Raw genomic sequence first — 13,804 nt, forward strand, 5'->3', positions numbered from 1 at the left:
CCTGTTCACGCAGCCCCGCCGACCGCTGGGTCCCGGCCCACGCGGGACAACCCGTCCCCTCCTGGGTCAGTCCCGCGTCAGCCTGCGTCAGTCCTGGGGGGCGGACTCGGGCTGGTCGGCCCACCACCGGCGCAACGCGGCCACCGCGGCGTCGTGGCCGATGGGGCCCTGGTCGAGGCGGACCTCGAGGAGGAACGAGTACGCGCGTCCGAGCACGGGCCCGGGACGGATGCCTAGCACCTCGGCGATCTCGTTGCCGTTCAGCTCCGGCCGAACGGCCGCCAGCTCCTCGGCCTCCTGGAGCGCGGCGATGCGCACCTCGAGGGCGTCGTAGGTGCTCGAGAGCCGGGCAGCCTTGCGGGCGTTGCGGGTCGTGGAGTCGGACCGCGTCAGGCGGTGCAGTCGCGGCAGCAGGGGGCCGGCGTCGGTGATGTAGCGGCGCACGGCGGAGTCGGTCCACTGGCCGTCGCCGTACCCGTGGAACCGCAGGTGCAGCTCGGTGAGGCGCGCAACCGCCTTCACCGTGTCCTTGTCGAAACGCAGCGCCTTGAGCCGCTTGGACGCGAGCTTGGCCCCGACGACCTCGTGGTGGTGGAAGGAGACCCCGCCACCCTCCTCGAACCGCCGGGTCGCCGGCTTGCCGATGTCGTGGAGCAGGGCCGCGAGCCGCAGCCACAGGTCAGGGCCGGGCACCGACTCCGGGGGGCCGTCGGCCGGTCCCTCGAGGGCGATGGCCTGGTCGAGCACGGTGAGCGAGTGCTCGTAGACGTCCTTGTGCCGGTGGTGCTCGTCGATCTCGAGCTTGAGCGCGGGCAGCTCGGGGAGCACGTGGTCGGCGAGGCCGGTCTCCACGAGCAGCCTCAGCCCGGGGCGCGGGGTCGGGGCGAGCAGCAGCTTGGTGAGCTCGTCGCGGACGCGTTCGGCCGACACGATCTCGATCGAGCCCGCCATCTGCTCCATGGCCGAGCGCACCTCGGGCGCCACCGCCACACCGAGCTGGGCGGCGAACCGCGCGGCCCGCATCATCCTCAGCGGGTCGTCGCCGAACGACACCTCGGGGGTGCCCGGTGTCCGCAGCGTCCGCGTGGCGAGGTCGGCGAGCCCGTCGTGCGGGTCCACGAACTCCATCGAGGGCAGCCGCAGCGCCATCGCGTTGACGGTGAAGTCGCGTCGGACCAGGTCGTCCTCGAGGTTGTCGCCGAACGCGACCACGGGCTTGCGGGTCTGCCCGTCGTAGGCGTCGGCGCGGTAGGTCGTCACCTCGACGGTCAGGTCGCCGCGACGCACCCCCACCGTGCCGAACTCGCGACCCATGTCCCAGTGGGCGTCGGCCCAGGGCTTGAGGACGGCCAGCGACTCGTCGGGCGAGGCGCTGGTCGTGAAGTCCAGGTCGGGCGAGACGCGCCCGAGGAAGGCGTCGCGCACCGGGCCACCGACCAGGGCCAGCTCGTGCCCGGCGGCGGCGAACAGCTCGCCCAGCTCGGTGAGCAGCGGCACCACCGGGGCGAGGTGGGCCGTCGCCGCCCGCAACAGCTCCGGCAGGGCGGCGGGAGGGCCGGCCTTCGGCTCGCGGGGATCAGCGGTGGACACGAGGGACAAGCCTAGGCGCTCGTTAGAGTGACAGCGTGACCTCCCCTGCGCGCGATCCGGAACGGCTGGCCCCCAGCCGCGCGCGCCTTCCCGCCGTGGAGGAACGCTCCGCCGGCGGCATCGTCGTCGACGTGCAGGACGGGATCGCCCGGATCGCGGTCATCGCCCGCCGCAACCGGGCCGGGCGGATCGAGTGGTGCCTGCCCAAGGGCCACCGCGAGAACGACGAGACCCTCCCCGAGACCGCCGAGCGCGAAGTCGCCGAGGAGACGGGCATCGAGGGTCGGGTGCTCACGGAGCTCGGCACCATCGACTACTGGTTCGCCACGAGCGACCACCGCGTGCACAAGTTCGTGCACCACTACCTCCTCGAGGCCACCGGCGGCCGGCTCACCATCGAGAACGACCCCGACCACGAAGCGGTCGACGTCGCGTGGCTCCCACTGCGGGAGGCCCACGAGCACCTCACCTTCCCGAACGAGCGTCGCATCGCCAGGCAGGCCTGGCACCGTCTGGCCGGAGACGGGTGATGGTGCGCGTCCCGGTATGCCGCGTGCTCGCCGCGGCAGCCCTGGTGCTGCCCGCGCTGCTCACCCCCCACGCCACCGCCGCGGCCGGCCCCACCGCACCGGCCGTCCGCGCCATACCCGCGACCGCCACGACCACCGCGACCACCACGACCACCACAGCGGCGGCCGGGCGGCCGGCAGCCGCAGCAGCCGACGCCGTCGTGCAGCTCACCGGCGTGAGCCCCGCCGTCGTGGCCCCCGGCCAGGCGCTCGTCGTCACCGGGACGATCCGCAACGACGGCACCACCCCCCTGGCCCGACCGACCGTCCGGGTGGTGGCCGGCACCCTCGCCAACACCCGGGCGGCCGTCCGCGACTGGGCGGCGCAGGCCGGTCCGGCGCGCGGCGACGTCATCGGCCAGACCCGCCTCAAGGGGAACGTCGCGCCCGGCACCGCGGCCGGGTTCCGGATCAGCATCGAGGGGGTCGCCTCCCTCCGCACCGACGCGACGTACGGCGCCGTCCCCCTCAGCGTGGAGTCCGGGACCAGCGCGGTGCGGACCTTCGCGGGCTACCAGCGGATCAAGCAGTACCAACCGCTGTCCATCTCGTGGGCCGTCCCGCTCACGCTCGACCCCGACCCCGACCTGTTCGGCGCGAGCGGCACCGCCCGGGAGACCGCGTGGACCTCGGCCCTGGACGCGTCCTCGCGGGTGACCCGGGTGCTGGACGCGACCCAGGACGCCCCGGTGACCTGGGCGCTGGACCCCAGCCTCACCCCGTCCCTGCTGCCCGACCCCATCGACGCCGGGCAGACCGGCACCCAGGAACGCGTCCTGCGCACGGCGACCGAGGACCGCATCACCCAGGAGGCCCGCAGCCACACGCCCTGGGTCCTGCCGGACACCGACGCCGACCTCGGTGCGGTCGTCGGCCAGGCCGGGGCGACCGGGCTGGTCCGCGAGCTCGTCGGTCGCTCCGACGAGGCCGCTGACGCCCTCGGGGGCCGCGCCGACATCGCGTGGCCGGCTGACGGCACGTACACCGCCCGGGCGGAGTCGGGGCTGCGCCAGCTCTTCCGCGTGCCTTCGCTGGCCGGGCAGGTGGCCTCGAGCAACGCCCTGCCGTCCGGGTTGAACGGCCTCACCCCGGGCGCGGTCCAGCGCAGCACGACCGGGTTGCCCCTGCTGGCGTACGACGACTCCCTCAGCGCGCTGCTCGGGCGCACCACGTCGCCGCAGGAGTCCCTGCTGAGCACGCAGCAGTTCATCGCCGACACGGCGGCCCTGCTGGGCGAGCTGCCCGGGACAGCCGGACGATCCGTGTTCGTCGTCGCCCCGCGCTCGTTCAACCCCGACCCCGAGGCGACGCGGCGGTTCTTCGACACCGTGCAGACGCTGCCGTGGCTGACCCCGTCGACGACCGGCGCCCAGCTGGCGCAGGCCCGGCGCACGGCGACGACCCAGGCCGCTCCGGTGACCCGGCCGACCACGCCGGTGACCACGGGCAGCAAGCCGGTCCTCACCGGAGCCCGGGTCGCCGAGCTCGACCGCACCCTGCGCACGGTGCGGGGGGTGGCCCAGATCCGCGACGACGGCGACGAGTTCGCGCGCACCTGGACCCGCGCCGCCGAACAGCTGTTCTCGACCCGTTGGCGTTCGGCCCCCACTGCCTGGAACACGCTCAGCGGGCGGGTCACGGCCGCCACCCGGCAGACCACGACCGCGGTCAAGGTCAGTGCCGGCACCATCAACTTCCTCGCGGACTCCGGTCGGCTGCAGATCACGGTGACGAACGACCTCGACGTGCCGGTGGAGAACGTCAAGCTCACCGTCGAGGCGTCCAACCCCCGCCTGCAGATCGACAGCCAGCCCTCGGTGCTGCGGATCGGCCCGCGCAGCCGGGCCACGGTCAACGTCAGCGTGACCGCCCTGGCGGCGGGCCTCGTGCCGCTGCGCACGACGCTCACCACGCCCGACGGCACGGTCGTCGGGCAGGGCGCCGACGTCCAGGTCCACGTCACCCCCACCGGCAACTGGGTCTACCTCGTCCTGGGTGGGGTGGCAGCGCTGGTCATCGCCCTCGGTATCGTGCGCACGGTCCGGCGGCGACCGAGCCGCACCGACCGCGGCCCCGGTGCCGACCCCCAGACCGTGGAGGCACGCGGATGAGCGAGACGTCCCAGCAGGGCGAACGCAGCCTGGCCCGTTCCAGCGCGGTGATGGCCGCGGGGACCGTGGTCTCCCGCGTCCTCGGCATGGCCAAGTCGGTCATGCTCGCCGCCGTCATGGGCTTCGCGGTGACCGGTGACGCCTTCGACGTCGCCAACACCCTGCCGAACCAGTTCTACCTGCTGCTCGCCGGTGGCGTCCTCAACGCCGTCCTCGTCCCGCAGATCACCAAGGCCGCCCACCACGACGACGGCGGCGACGAGTTCGTCAACCGGCTGCTGACCCTCTCGATCGCCCTCATGGCGGTCGCCACCGTGGTCGCCACCGCCCTGGCGCCGTTCCTCGTCCAGATCAACGCGACCTCGCGCTGGTCCGACCAGACCCTCGCGCTGAGCACCGCCTTCGCGTTCATCTGCCTCCCGCAGATCTTCTTCTACGGGCTGTACACCCTCCTCGGTCAGGTGCTCAACGCCCGCGGCCACTTCGCGGCATACATGTGGGCACCGGCCCTGGCCAACATCGTGAGCATGTTCGGCCTCGGGGCGTTCCTGCTCGGCGGGCTGCCCGCCGAGGCCGGCGTCTCAGCGTGGACGCCGACGATGATCTGGCTCGTGGCCGGCACGGCCACCCTCGGGGTGGCGGCGCAGGCATTCGCGCTGGTGATGCCGCTGCGCCGGATCGGCTTCCGGTTCCGCCCGGTGTGGGGGTTCCGCGGCGTGGGGCTGCGCTCGGCGTCGAAGGTGGCGGTGTGGACGTTCGCGGCCGTCGCGGTCAGCCAGCTCGGCTTCATCGTCACCTCGCGGGTCCTCACCGGCAGCACCGACAAGTACTCGTACAGCACGGCCTTCCTGTTCTTCATGCTGCCGCACTCGCTGGTCACCGTCTCCCTCGTCACGGCGCTGTTCACGCGGGTGTCGAAGTCGGTCCACGCCGGTCGGGTCGGCGAGGTGGTCGACGACCTCGGCCGCGGGCTGCGGATGCCCGCCGTCCTGCTCGTGCCTGCCACGGTCGGCGGCATCCTGCTGGCCGAGCCCGTGCTGCGCGTCCTGCTGTTCAGCAACAACCCCGAGCAGGTCCGCGGTGTCGCGCACGTCCTCATGGCGATGCTGCTCGGCCTGGTCCCCTACGGCTGGCTCTACCTCGTGCAGCGCGTCTACTACGCCTACGAGGACGCCCGCACCCCGTTCCTCCTCCAGCTGCTCGTCACCGTGGTCGCCACCGCGTTCAACGTCGCGATCATCGTCGCCGGACCGGACCAGGCCGGGGTGGTCGTCGGCATCGGCCAGACCGTGAGCAACCTGCTCGCGGCCCTGCTCGGGTTCTTCCTGCTGCGGCGCAAGCTCGGCAGGCTGCGGCTCGCCTCCGCGATCCAGGTGTATGTCCGGCTCGCCATCGCCTCGGTGCTCGCCGCCGCGGTGGGCTGGCTCGTCCTGCGGCTCGGCCAGGGCGTCACCGACAGCGGGTTCGCCGGTCGCCTCGTGGTGACCGTGGTCGCCGGACTGGCCTTCGCCGCGGCCGCGCTGGGGCTCGCCCACGCCATGCGTGTGCGGGAGGCCTCGCAGCTGCTCGACCCGGTCGTGCGTCGGCTGCGTCGTCGCTCACCCTGAGGTGCGCAGACCCTAGGATGACAGCGCAGCGCAGGGGCAGCACGGACGACAACACGGACGGCAACGAGGACGTCGACCACGTCGACGAACGAACAGGAGGCAGCGTGCACGGGGTCGGGCCTTCGACGGTGCTGGGCGGCCGGTACGCCGTGCAGCGCAGGCTGGAGAAGCTGCCGCACGCAGAGCGCTGGTCGGCCCACGACACCACCCTCGAACGCGATGTCGTCGTCGTCTGCTTCGGCGAGGACGACGCCCACGCCCCGGCCACCCTCGACGCCGCCCGTCGCGCCGCGGGCCTCGACAACCACCGGCTGGTCCGCGTCCTCGACGTGGGTCGTTCCGAGGGCACGGCCTTCTACGTCGAGGAGGCCATCCCCGAGGCCCACACCCTCGCCCAGATCCTCGAGCAGGGCGGCCTACCCGCCGAGGAGGCGCGTCGGATCGCCGGCGAGACCGCGACCGGTCTCGAAGCGGCTCGCTCCCGCGGCCTGCACCACCTGCGCCTCACGCCCCACTCGGTCCTGCGCGCCCCCGACGGCACCATCAAGGTCCGTGGCGTCGCCACCGCCGCCGCGATGGCCTCCGACGACGACATCGACTCCGCGACCGCCGCCCGCCTCGACGCCGTGGGCGTGGTGGCCATCGCGTATGCGGCGCTGACCAGCCGCTGGCCCCTCTCCACCCCCGTGCCCGGTGTGGAGAGCGCGCCGCGCGTCGTCGGCGGGGTGGCCGCCCCCTCGGAGATCGCGGCCGGCGTCCCCGGCGACCTCGACGCGTTGTGCCGCCTGACCCTCAACGACGACCAGGGCCCCCTCAGCCCCGGTGACTTCGCCTCGCAGATCGCCCCCTGGGCGCCGACCCAGGTGGTCGGGCTCGGAGGCAGCTCCCCGCGCCCCGACGACGGGGTCGAACGCACCATCGCCCTACCCATGGCCGACCTGCCACGGGAGGCCGCGGCCGAGCAGCCAGGCGCCGCACCCTTCGACCAGGCCACCCAGGTCCTCGCCGCGCCGACGGACCAGTCGACGCAGACCCTGCCCGCGGGCGGGGTGGGCGACGCCCCGGCCGTCGCCGCCACCGGGACTGCCACCGGGACCGCCACCGGGACTGACGCCGCGACCGCCACCACCCCGGACGGCGGCACCGCCGACGGCTCCCCGACGACCCACCAGGAGGGCCCGGCCGCCGCCGTCGGCCTGGCGCTGGGAGCGGCCGGCACCGCCGCCGGCCACGCGGCCGGTGCCGCGGCGCACAAGGTCGGGTCGTTCGCCAAGGCGGCCGCCGACAAGGCCGCCGACCGCAAGGCCGCGAAGGAGGCGGCTGCCGAGCGCGCCGAGTCCCGCCGGATCAGCCTCGACGAGGCCCTCGTGGAGAACGACGAACCGCTCGACCCGCCGCTGCCGATGCTGTCGCAGGAGACGACCCAGCGCAGCAGCGACCAGTCCGGGATCGTGCTGGGCATCGTGGCCACCTTCCTCGTGGTCGTCGCGGTCCTGGGTTTCTGGGGCGCCTCGACCATCGGCTCGAGGAGCAACATCTTGTTCGGGGGCACCTCGAAGCCGACCGTCACGGCCACGGCGTCCACGACCGTCACCGTGCCCCCCGGCCAGACCCAGACGTCGCAGCCGTCGGACACCGCCACCGGGGGCGAGCCGTTCGCCATCCTCAGCGCCACCGGTTTCGACCCCGAGGGCGACAACGCCGAGCGCAACGGTGAGGCCCCCCGGGTCTTCGACGGCAAGGACGACACCTTCTGGAGCTCCGAGGGCTACGCCAGCGCCAACCTCGGCGGCCTGAAGAAGGGTGTCGGCGTCCGGGTCGACCTCGGCCAGGTCCGCAAGGTCTCCGAGGTCGACCTCGTCCTGCCCGACACGTCCGACGTCACGGTCTACGTCGGCGAGGACCGCACCCTCGACAACGCGACCGAGCTCGGCACCTCCCAGGGCAAGGATGGCTCGGTCACGGTCAAGGCCAAGAAGCCGGTCTCCGGGCAGTACGTCTTCGTCTGGTTCACCAAGGTGTCCCAGGTCTCCGACGGCAGGTTCCGGGCCACGCTCGCCGAGGTCACGGTCCGCTGAGCCGCGCGGCGGCGGACGGTCACTCCCATGGGCACCACTCCCCTGCACGAGCGCGACGACCGGGAGCTGCTGCGCCAACACCTGGCCGGTGACCCCGACGCCTTCGGGGAGCTGTTCCGCCGTCACCGCGACCGGATGTGGGCCGTCGCCCTGCGCACCACCCGGAACCCCGAGCTCGCCGCCGACTGCGTCCAGGACGCGTTCATCTCGGCCTTCCGGCGGGCAGGGTCCTACCGGGGCGACGCCGCCGTGACCACCTGGCTGCACCGCATCGTCGTCAACGCGTGCCTGGACCGGCTCCGGCGCGACAAGCCCACCTCCCCGCTGCCGGAGTACGAGCTGGCGGACAAGCGGGACGCCCACGCCTCGGTGGACACCCGGCTGGACGTGCGCGAGGCCCTCGACCGGCTGCCCGAGGGCCAACGGATGGCGCTCGTGCTCGTCGACATGCACGGGCTCTCGGTGCTCGAGGCGGCTGCGGTGCTCGAGGTCGCCGAGGGCACGGTGAAGTCACGGTGCAGCCGGGGACGCGAGGCGATGGCAGCCATGCTCCGGGAACGATCGGGGCAGCCGTGACGTCGTACCCATGGAGCCCCTGTCGTGCCCGTCGCACCGGCGCCGCCTGCTCCCACCGACCTGCACGTCCCCCGCTCCGCCCTGTCGCGGCCCGACCCGTCCGGAGGTTCTCGTGGTGACCACCCCGCCCGTGCCGCCCGGTCGACCCGACGAGCAGGACGACCCCACCGGCATCCGGGCCCTCCTCGCCGGGCTCGGCGACCCTGGACCGATGCCTGCTGACCTCGTCGACCGCATCAACGCCTCGATCGCCGCCGAGCAGCAGTCCCGGTCGGCCGCCGGTGACCGCACCGTCGTCCCGCTGCGTCGACGCCGTCCCCTGTGGGCCAAGGTGGGCCTGGTCGCTGCCGCGGTCGCCGCCGTGGCCGTCGCCGTCCCCGCCATGCTGGGCACCGGCCCCGGCGAGCTCATGGCCTCGCTGAGCAGAGGTGGCTCGTCCAGCGCCCACGACGCCTCGGCCGGTGCGGCGAAGTCCTCCGCGTCAGGTCCCGAGGGCGCCCCCACCGGGGCGGACAGCCGTGCGGCTGCCGGGACCGGAGCCATCGCCCTGGCCTCCACCGGCACCGCATACACCTCCACGGAGCTGACCAGGCAGGCGCGGAGCATGCTCAGCCAGGGGTTCAGCGCTGCCAGCTCCCTCAAGGCGGACGCCGCCACCAACCCGCAGGGCCTGCGCGGCTGCCTCACCGCCCTCGGGGTGGCTCCGTGGATGCCCGTCGTCGGCGACGTGGGCACCTACGACGGACGCCCCGCCGTGGTCGCGCTGGTCAGCGGCGACACCGGCCAGAACGTGTACGCCGTGGGTCGCGACTGCGACGCCACGCACCCCGTCGTGATCGCCGGGCCGGTCCCCGTCCCCTGAGCGGCGGAATCACCCGTCGACCGCGGCCTGCCGCGGCCCGGCGAGGAACATTCAGGCCCTACGATCGGTTGCAGACATCAGCACCGTATGTAGCGGTGAACCTCCTTCTCGACCACAAGGGGCTGTACTCGCGTGAGCACGACCGCACCTGACGACATCCGCAGTCTGATCATCATCGGCTCCGGCCCGGCGGGCTACACCGCCGCCGTGTATGCCGCCCGGGCCAACCTGGCCCCCCTGCTCTTCGAGGGTGCCGTGACGGCCGGTGGCGCGTTGATGAACACCACCGAGGTGGAGAACTTCCCCGGGTTCCGCGACGGCATCATGGGTCCGGACCTCATGGAGAACATGCGGGCCCAGGCCGACCGCTTCGGCGCCGAGATCATCACCGACGACGTCGAGTCGGTGGACCTCGAGGGCGAGATCAAGACCGTGGTCGACGCGGAGGGCAACACCTACCGTGCGCACGCCGTCATCCTCGCGATGGGCTCGGCCTACCGTGAGCTCGGCCTGCCCGACGAGAAGCGCCTCTCCGGGCACGGTGTCTCCTGGTGTGCGACCTGCGACGGATTCTTCTTCCGTGACCAGGACATCGCCGTCGTCGGCGGTGGCGACTCCGCCGTCGAGGAGGCCACCTTCCTCACCAAGTTCGCGAGGTCGGTGACGATCGTCCACCGTCGTGACGAGCTGCGCGCCTCCAAGATCATGGCCGAGCGGGCCCTGTCCAACGACAAGATCAAGTTCGCCTGGAACTCCGCCGTCGAGGCCATCCACGGTGACGCCAAGCTCACCGGCATCACGCTGCGCGACACCGTGACCGGCGAGACGCGCGAGCTGCCCGTGACGGGGCTGTTCGTCGCCATCGGCCACGACCCGCGCAACGAGCTGGTCAAGGACGTCGTGTCGCTCGACGACGAGGGGTACGTGCTCGTCGAAGGTCGCACCACGCTGACGAACCTGCCCGGCGTCTTCGCTGCCGGCGACCTGGTCGACCACACCTACCGGCAGGCGATCACCGCCGCCGGTTCGGGCTGTGCGGCGGCCCTGGACGCCGAGCGCTTCCTGGCCGACCGCGACCACGCCGGGGCACCGGCCACCGACGCGGCGCTCGTCGACGAGCCCGCGCTCACCCACTGACCGACCGCACGACCCCTTCCCCAACCGCAGCACCACCGAAAGGAGCCCCCGAGTGGGAGCCATCAAGGACACCACGGACGCCACCTTCGAGGCCGACGTCCTCCAGAACGACAAGCCGGTCCTGGTGGACTTCTGGGCACCCTGGTGCGGCCCCTGCCGCGCCGTCGCCCCGGTCCTCGAGGAGCTGGCCATCGCGCACGCCGACAAGATCGACATCGTCAAGCTCAACACCGACGAGAACCTCGCCGTCAGCTCGCGCTACGGCATCACCGGCATCCCGACGCTGAACGTCTACGTCGGTGGCGAGGTCGTCAAGACCCTCGTCGGCGCCATGCCGAAGCCCAAGCTCGTCCGCGAGCTCGCCGACTACCTCAACTGAGGCGTCCGTCAGCCGGCCGACCCCCTCGGGGCCGGCCGGCTGACGCGTTCCGAGGGGTCCTCGTCCAGCGGTTTCGGTTGGATGAACCCCCTCCGCTGACCTAGAGTCGGTCCCTGCACGACCCGGCCGCGCCGACCCCACCGGACAGCCGGCCACCTGTGTCCCACCCCGTCCCGCCGGTTGCGGCAGGATCCCGGCTCGCTCCTGCGGACCACCCCTGACCTGCACCGATGCCGACCTCGACGAGGTCCCGACCACGTTCCGCGAGGAGGCTGCGTGTCCGACAGCAAGAACGGCCTGCTCGGCCTCGGGAGCCGCGGACCCGCGGTGCTCGACGTCCGCACCCGGCTCGCCGCCCTCGCCTCGGACGACCTGCCCGAGCTCACCGAGCTGATGGCCGGCTCCCCCGACCCCGACGTGTATGACGAGGGCCTCCTGCGTGCCGTGCGCGCCTTCCAGCAGCACAAGGGCCTCATCGTCGACGGTGTCGTGGGCGTGGAGACGTTCGGCGCCATCGACGGCGCCCGCTGGACCCTGGGGGACCGCATCCTCGTCCACACGCCCGGCCACCTCCTGCGCGGTGAGGACGTCGTGGCGCTCCAGGAACGGCTCAACACGCTCGGGTTCGCCTCCGGCCGGGTCGACGGACGGTTCGGCCCCGAGACCGAGCGCGCGGTGCGCAGCTTCCAGCGTGCCTACGGCCTGCCCGGGGACGGGTCGGTGGGCCCGGAGACGCTGCGCGCGTTCGAGGACCTGCGACGCTCGGTGTCCGGCGGCTCCGCCAACGTGCTGCGCGAGCGGGAGCGGGTCCGTCGCTCCGGGCACAACCTCAGCGGGCGCACCGTCGTGCTCGACCCCGGGCACGGCGGCGACAACACCGGGGCCGCTGCCAACGGACTGGTCGAGGCCGATCTGGTCATGGACCTCGCCCGCCGCATCGAGGGTCGCCTGACCGCCATCGGTGTCGCGGTGGTCTACACCCGCACCGAGCACACCTGCCCCACCGAGGAGGAGCGCGCGGCCATCGCCAACGCCGCCGGCGCCGACCTGCTGCTGTCGCTGCACGCCGACTCGCACGACGCCGCCGACGCGAGCGGGGTGGCCACGTTCTTCTTCGGCCGCGACCGGACGACGTCCTGGTCGGCCATCGGCGAGCACATGGCCGACCTCGTGCTGCGCGAGATCGTCGCCCGCACCGGGCTCGCCAACTGCCGTTCGCACGGGCGTTCCTGGACCCTGCTCCAGCAGACGACGATGCCTGCGGTCCGCATCGAGGCCGGGTACCTCTCGCACCCCGCCGACGCCGCCCGTCTGGCCGACCCGGCCTTCCGCGACACCCTCGCCGAGGCCGTGCTCGTCAGCCTCCAGCGGCTCTACCTGGGTGACGACGACACCGCCAAGACCGGGGTCCTGCACCTCGGCGACCTGCGCGCCTACCTCGCCGCGCACCGCTGACCCGACCGGCCGACGCAACGCCTCCAACTGACGAATCCCCTTGCTGGTCAAGGGGATTCGTCGTCTCCGGTGATGGCCAAGATGGGCCGCGGGCGCCTCTGGACGCCATGTTTCCCGTGAAACATCGACGCCCGCGAGCGCCCCGCTCACGGCGGCCGGCAGCCAGCGGCCGTGCCGTCGAGGCCTGCCGGGTGTGGGCGTCGCGGAGTCAGGCGCTCCGGTCGACGCCGAGCATGTCGACGATGCGGTTGAGGTCCTCCACCGACGCGAACTCCACGGTGAGCTTGCCCTTGCGCTGGCCGAGGGCGATGTTGACGCGGGTGTCGAAGCGGTCGGACAGGCGGGCGGCGAGGTCGTCGAGCTGAGGGTGACGGTTCCCCGCGCGGGGACGACGGGGCTTGGCCTTCTCCTGGTCCCCGCCCAGGGCGACGATCTCCTCGACCGAGCGCACCGACAGCCCCTCGGCCACGATCCGCTGGGCCAGGCGCTCCATACCCGCACCGTCGTCGAGCGACAGGAGGGCCCGGGCGTGCCCGGCCGAGAGCACCCCGGCGGCCACCCGGCGCGCGACGAGAGGGGGCAGCTTGAGCAGGCGCAGGGTGTTGGAGATCTGGGGCCGGGACCGCCCGATCCGTCCGGCGAGCTCGTCGTGCGTGCAGCCGAAGTCCTCGAGGAGCTGCTGGTAGGCCGCAGCCTCCTCCAACGCGTTGAGCTGGCTGCGGTGGAGGTTCTCCAGGAGCGCGTCGCGGAGCAGGTCGTCGTCGTCGGTCTCCTTGACGATGGCCGGCACGGTGCTCTTGCCGGCCTCCTGCGACGCCCGCCAGCGGCGCTCACCCATGATGAGCTCGTAGATGACGCCCTCGGGCGCGTTGTCGAGGTCGTCAGGCCCCTGACCTGCAGGAATGGGGCGCACGACGATCGGCTGGAGGACCCCGATCTCGCTGATCGAGTGGACGAGCTCGGCCATGGCGTCCTCGTCGAAGACCGACCGTGGCTGCTTCGGGTTGGGCCGGATCGACCCCACCGGGAGGTCGCCGTACGACGCCCCCGGCACCGGCGCGAGACCACGGCCGCCGGTACGGTCCACGACCGAGGCGTCCGTGGCGTCCGCCTCCTGCCGGGGTGCGGTGGCACCCTCCCCGTCAGCCGCCCCCTCGGACCCTGCCCCGTCCCCGCTCCCGTCGGCCGTGGGCCGCTCGGAGGTCTCGGTCCGCCGTTCGGCGGCGCCGCCCTCGACCGAGGTCGTCGCGTCCGGGCCCTCCGTGAGGGTCTCCTCCCCTGCCGGGGTCTCCTGCGCACGGTCCACCGTCGTGGCCGGCCGCTGGTCCTGGAAGAACACGTCGACCGGACGGCTCGAGGTCGGAGAGGTCGGGGCGTTGGGGATGAGGGCACCCAGGCCCCGGCCGAGGGCGCGACGCTTCTCGCTCATGTGGGGGGTTC

The 13,804-nt window shown here is 73.1% G+C and carries 11 protein-coding genes; 9 read left to right on the forward strand and 2 right to left on the reverse strand.

The annotated features are described in order from the left end of the window. Window positions 1-87: 87 nt before the first annotated feature. Window positions 88-1,542, reverse strand: a complete 1,455-nt coding sequence (locus ASC58_RS12180; protein WP_369796230.1) for a CCA tRNA nucleotidyltransferase — start codon at window positions 1,540-1,542, stop codon at window positions 88-90. An 83-nt stretch (window positions 1,543-1,625) separates the two neighbouring features. Here ASC58_RS12180 and ASC58_RS12185 point away from each other — a divergent pair, with 83 nt between their 5' ends. The 9 genes from ASC58_RS12185 to ASC58_RS12225 all read left to right on the forward strand — a co-directional run bounded on the left by ASC58_RS12185 (window position 1,626) and on the right by ASC58_RS12225 (window position 12,364). After that, complete coding sequence (locus ASC58_RS12185; RefSeq protein WP_056916098.1) at window positions 1,626-2,120, forward strand: NUDIX hydrolase; 495 nt, start codon at window positions 1,626-1,628, stop codon at window positions 2,118-2,120. Continuing rightward, a complete protein-coding gene (locus ASC58_RS12190) occupies window positions 2,120-4,270 on the forward strand; it encodes a DUF6049 family protein (RefSeq protein ID WP_157581445.1) in 2,151 nt (716 codons plus the stop codon). Before ASC58_RS12185 ends, ASC58_RS12190 begins: the two co-directional genes overlap by 1 nt. Then, window positions 4,267-5,877: a murein biosynthesis integral membrane protein MurJ gene (gene murJ / locus ASC58_RS12195; RefSeq protein ID WP_056919467.1), complete on the forward strand. Its 1,611-nt coding sequence runs from the start codon at window positions 4,267-4,269 to the stop codon at window positions 5,875-5,877. The genes ASC58_RS12190 and murJ overlap by 4 nt, the downstream gene beginning before the upstream one ends. A gap of 17 nt (window positions 5,878-5,894) precedes the next feature. Continuing rightward, window positions 5,895-7,955, forward strand: a complete 2,061-nt coding sequence (locus ASC58_RS12200) for a protein kinase family protein (protein WP_056919468.1) — start codon at window positions 5,895-5,897, stop codon at window positions 7,953-7,955. A 27-nt stretch (window positions 7,956-7,982) separates the two neighbouring features. Beyond that, window positions 7,983-8,531, forward strand: a complete 549-nt coding sequence (gene sigM / locus ASC58_RS12205) for an RNA polymerase sigma factor SigM (RefSeq protein ID WP_056916094.1) — start codon at window positions 7,983-7,985, stop codon at window positions 8,529-8,531. Between the two features lie 115 nt (window positions 8,532-8,646). Beyond that, window positions 8,647-9,393 carry a hypothetical protein gene (locus ASC58_RS12210; protein WP_056919469.1) on the forward strand — a complete coding sequence of 249 codons (747 nt, stop codon included), beginning with the start codon at window positions 8,647-8,649 and terminating at the stop codon, window positions 9,391-9,393. 132 nt (window positions 9,394-9,525) lie between these two features. Next, window positions 9,526-10,530 carry a thioredoxin-disulfide reductase gene (gene trxB / locus ASC58_RS12215; RefSeq protein WP_056919470.1) on the forward strand — a complete coding sequence of 335 codons (1,005 nt, stop codon included), beginning with the start codon at window positions 9,526-9,528 and terminating at the stop codon, window positions 10,528-10,530. Between the two features lie 52 nt (window positions 10,531-10,582). Beyond that, entirely contained in the window at window positions 10,583-10,909 is a 327-nt protein-coding gene (trxA, locus tag ASC58_RS12220) for a thioredoxin (RefSeq protein ID WP_056916091.1), read from the forward strand. 276 nt (window positions 10,910-11,185) lie between these two features. Beyond that, window positions 11,186-12,364, forward strand: coding sequence for an N-acetylmuramoyl-L-alanine amidase (locus tag ASC58_RS12225; RefSeq protein WP_082553238.1), 1,179 nt, complete (start codon window positions 11,186-11,188; stop codon window positions 12,362-12,364). A gap of 208 nt (window positions 12,365-12,572) precedes the next feature. Here ASC58_RS12225 and ASC58_RS12230 read toward each other — a convergent pair whose 3' ends face one another. After that, entirely contained in the window at window positions 12,573-13,793 is a 1,221-nt protein-coding gene (locus ASC58_RS12230) for a ParB/RepB/Spo0J family partition protein (protein WP_056916090.1), read from the reverse strand. Window positions 13,794-13,804 lie beyond the last annotated feature (11 nt).

Origin of the sequence: Phycicoccus sp. Root101 (genome assembly GCF_001426245.1) — a bacterium.
Taxonomy (GTDB): Bacteria; Actinomycetota; Actinomycetes; order Actinomycetales; family Dermatophilaceae; genus Pedococcus.

Coding starts and splice junctions, on each gene's coding strand:
- ASC58_RS12190 (WP_157581445.1), top strand. CDS start 2,120: ATGGTGCGCGTCCCGGTATGCCGCGTGCTCGCCGCGGCAGCCCTGGTG.
- murJ (WP_056919467.1), top strand. CDS start 4,267: ATGAGCGAGACGTCCCAGCAGGGCGAACGCAGCCTGGCCCGTTCCAGC.
- ASC58_RS12200 (WP_056919468.1), top strand. CDS start 5,895: ATGACAGCGCAGCGCAGGGGCAGCACGGACGACAACACGGACGGCAAC.
- sigM (WP_056916094.1), top strand. CDS start 7,983: ATGGGCACCACTCCCCTGCACGAGCGCGACGACCGGGAGCTGCTGCGC.
- ASC58_RS12230 (WP_056916090.1), bottom strand. CDS start 13,793: ATGAGCGAGAAGCGTCGCGCCCTCGGCCGGGGCCTGGGTGCCCTCATC.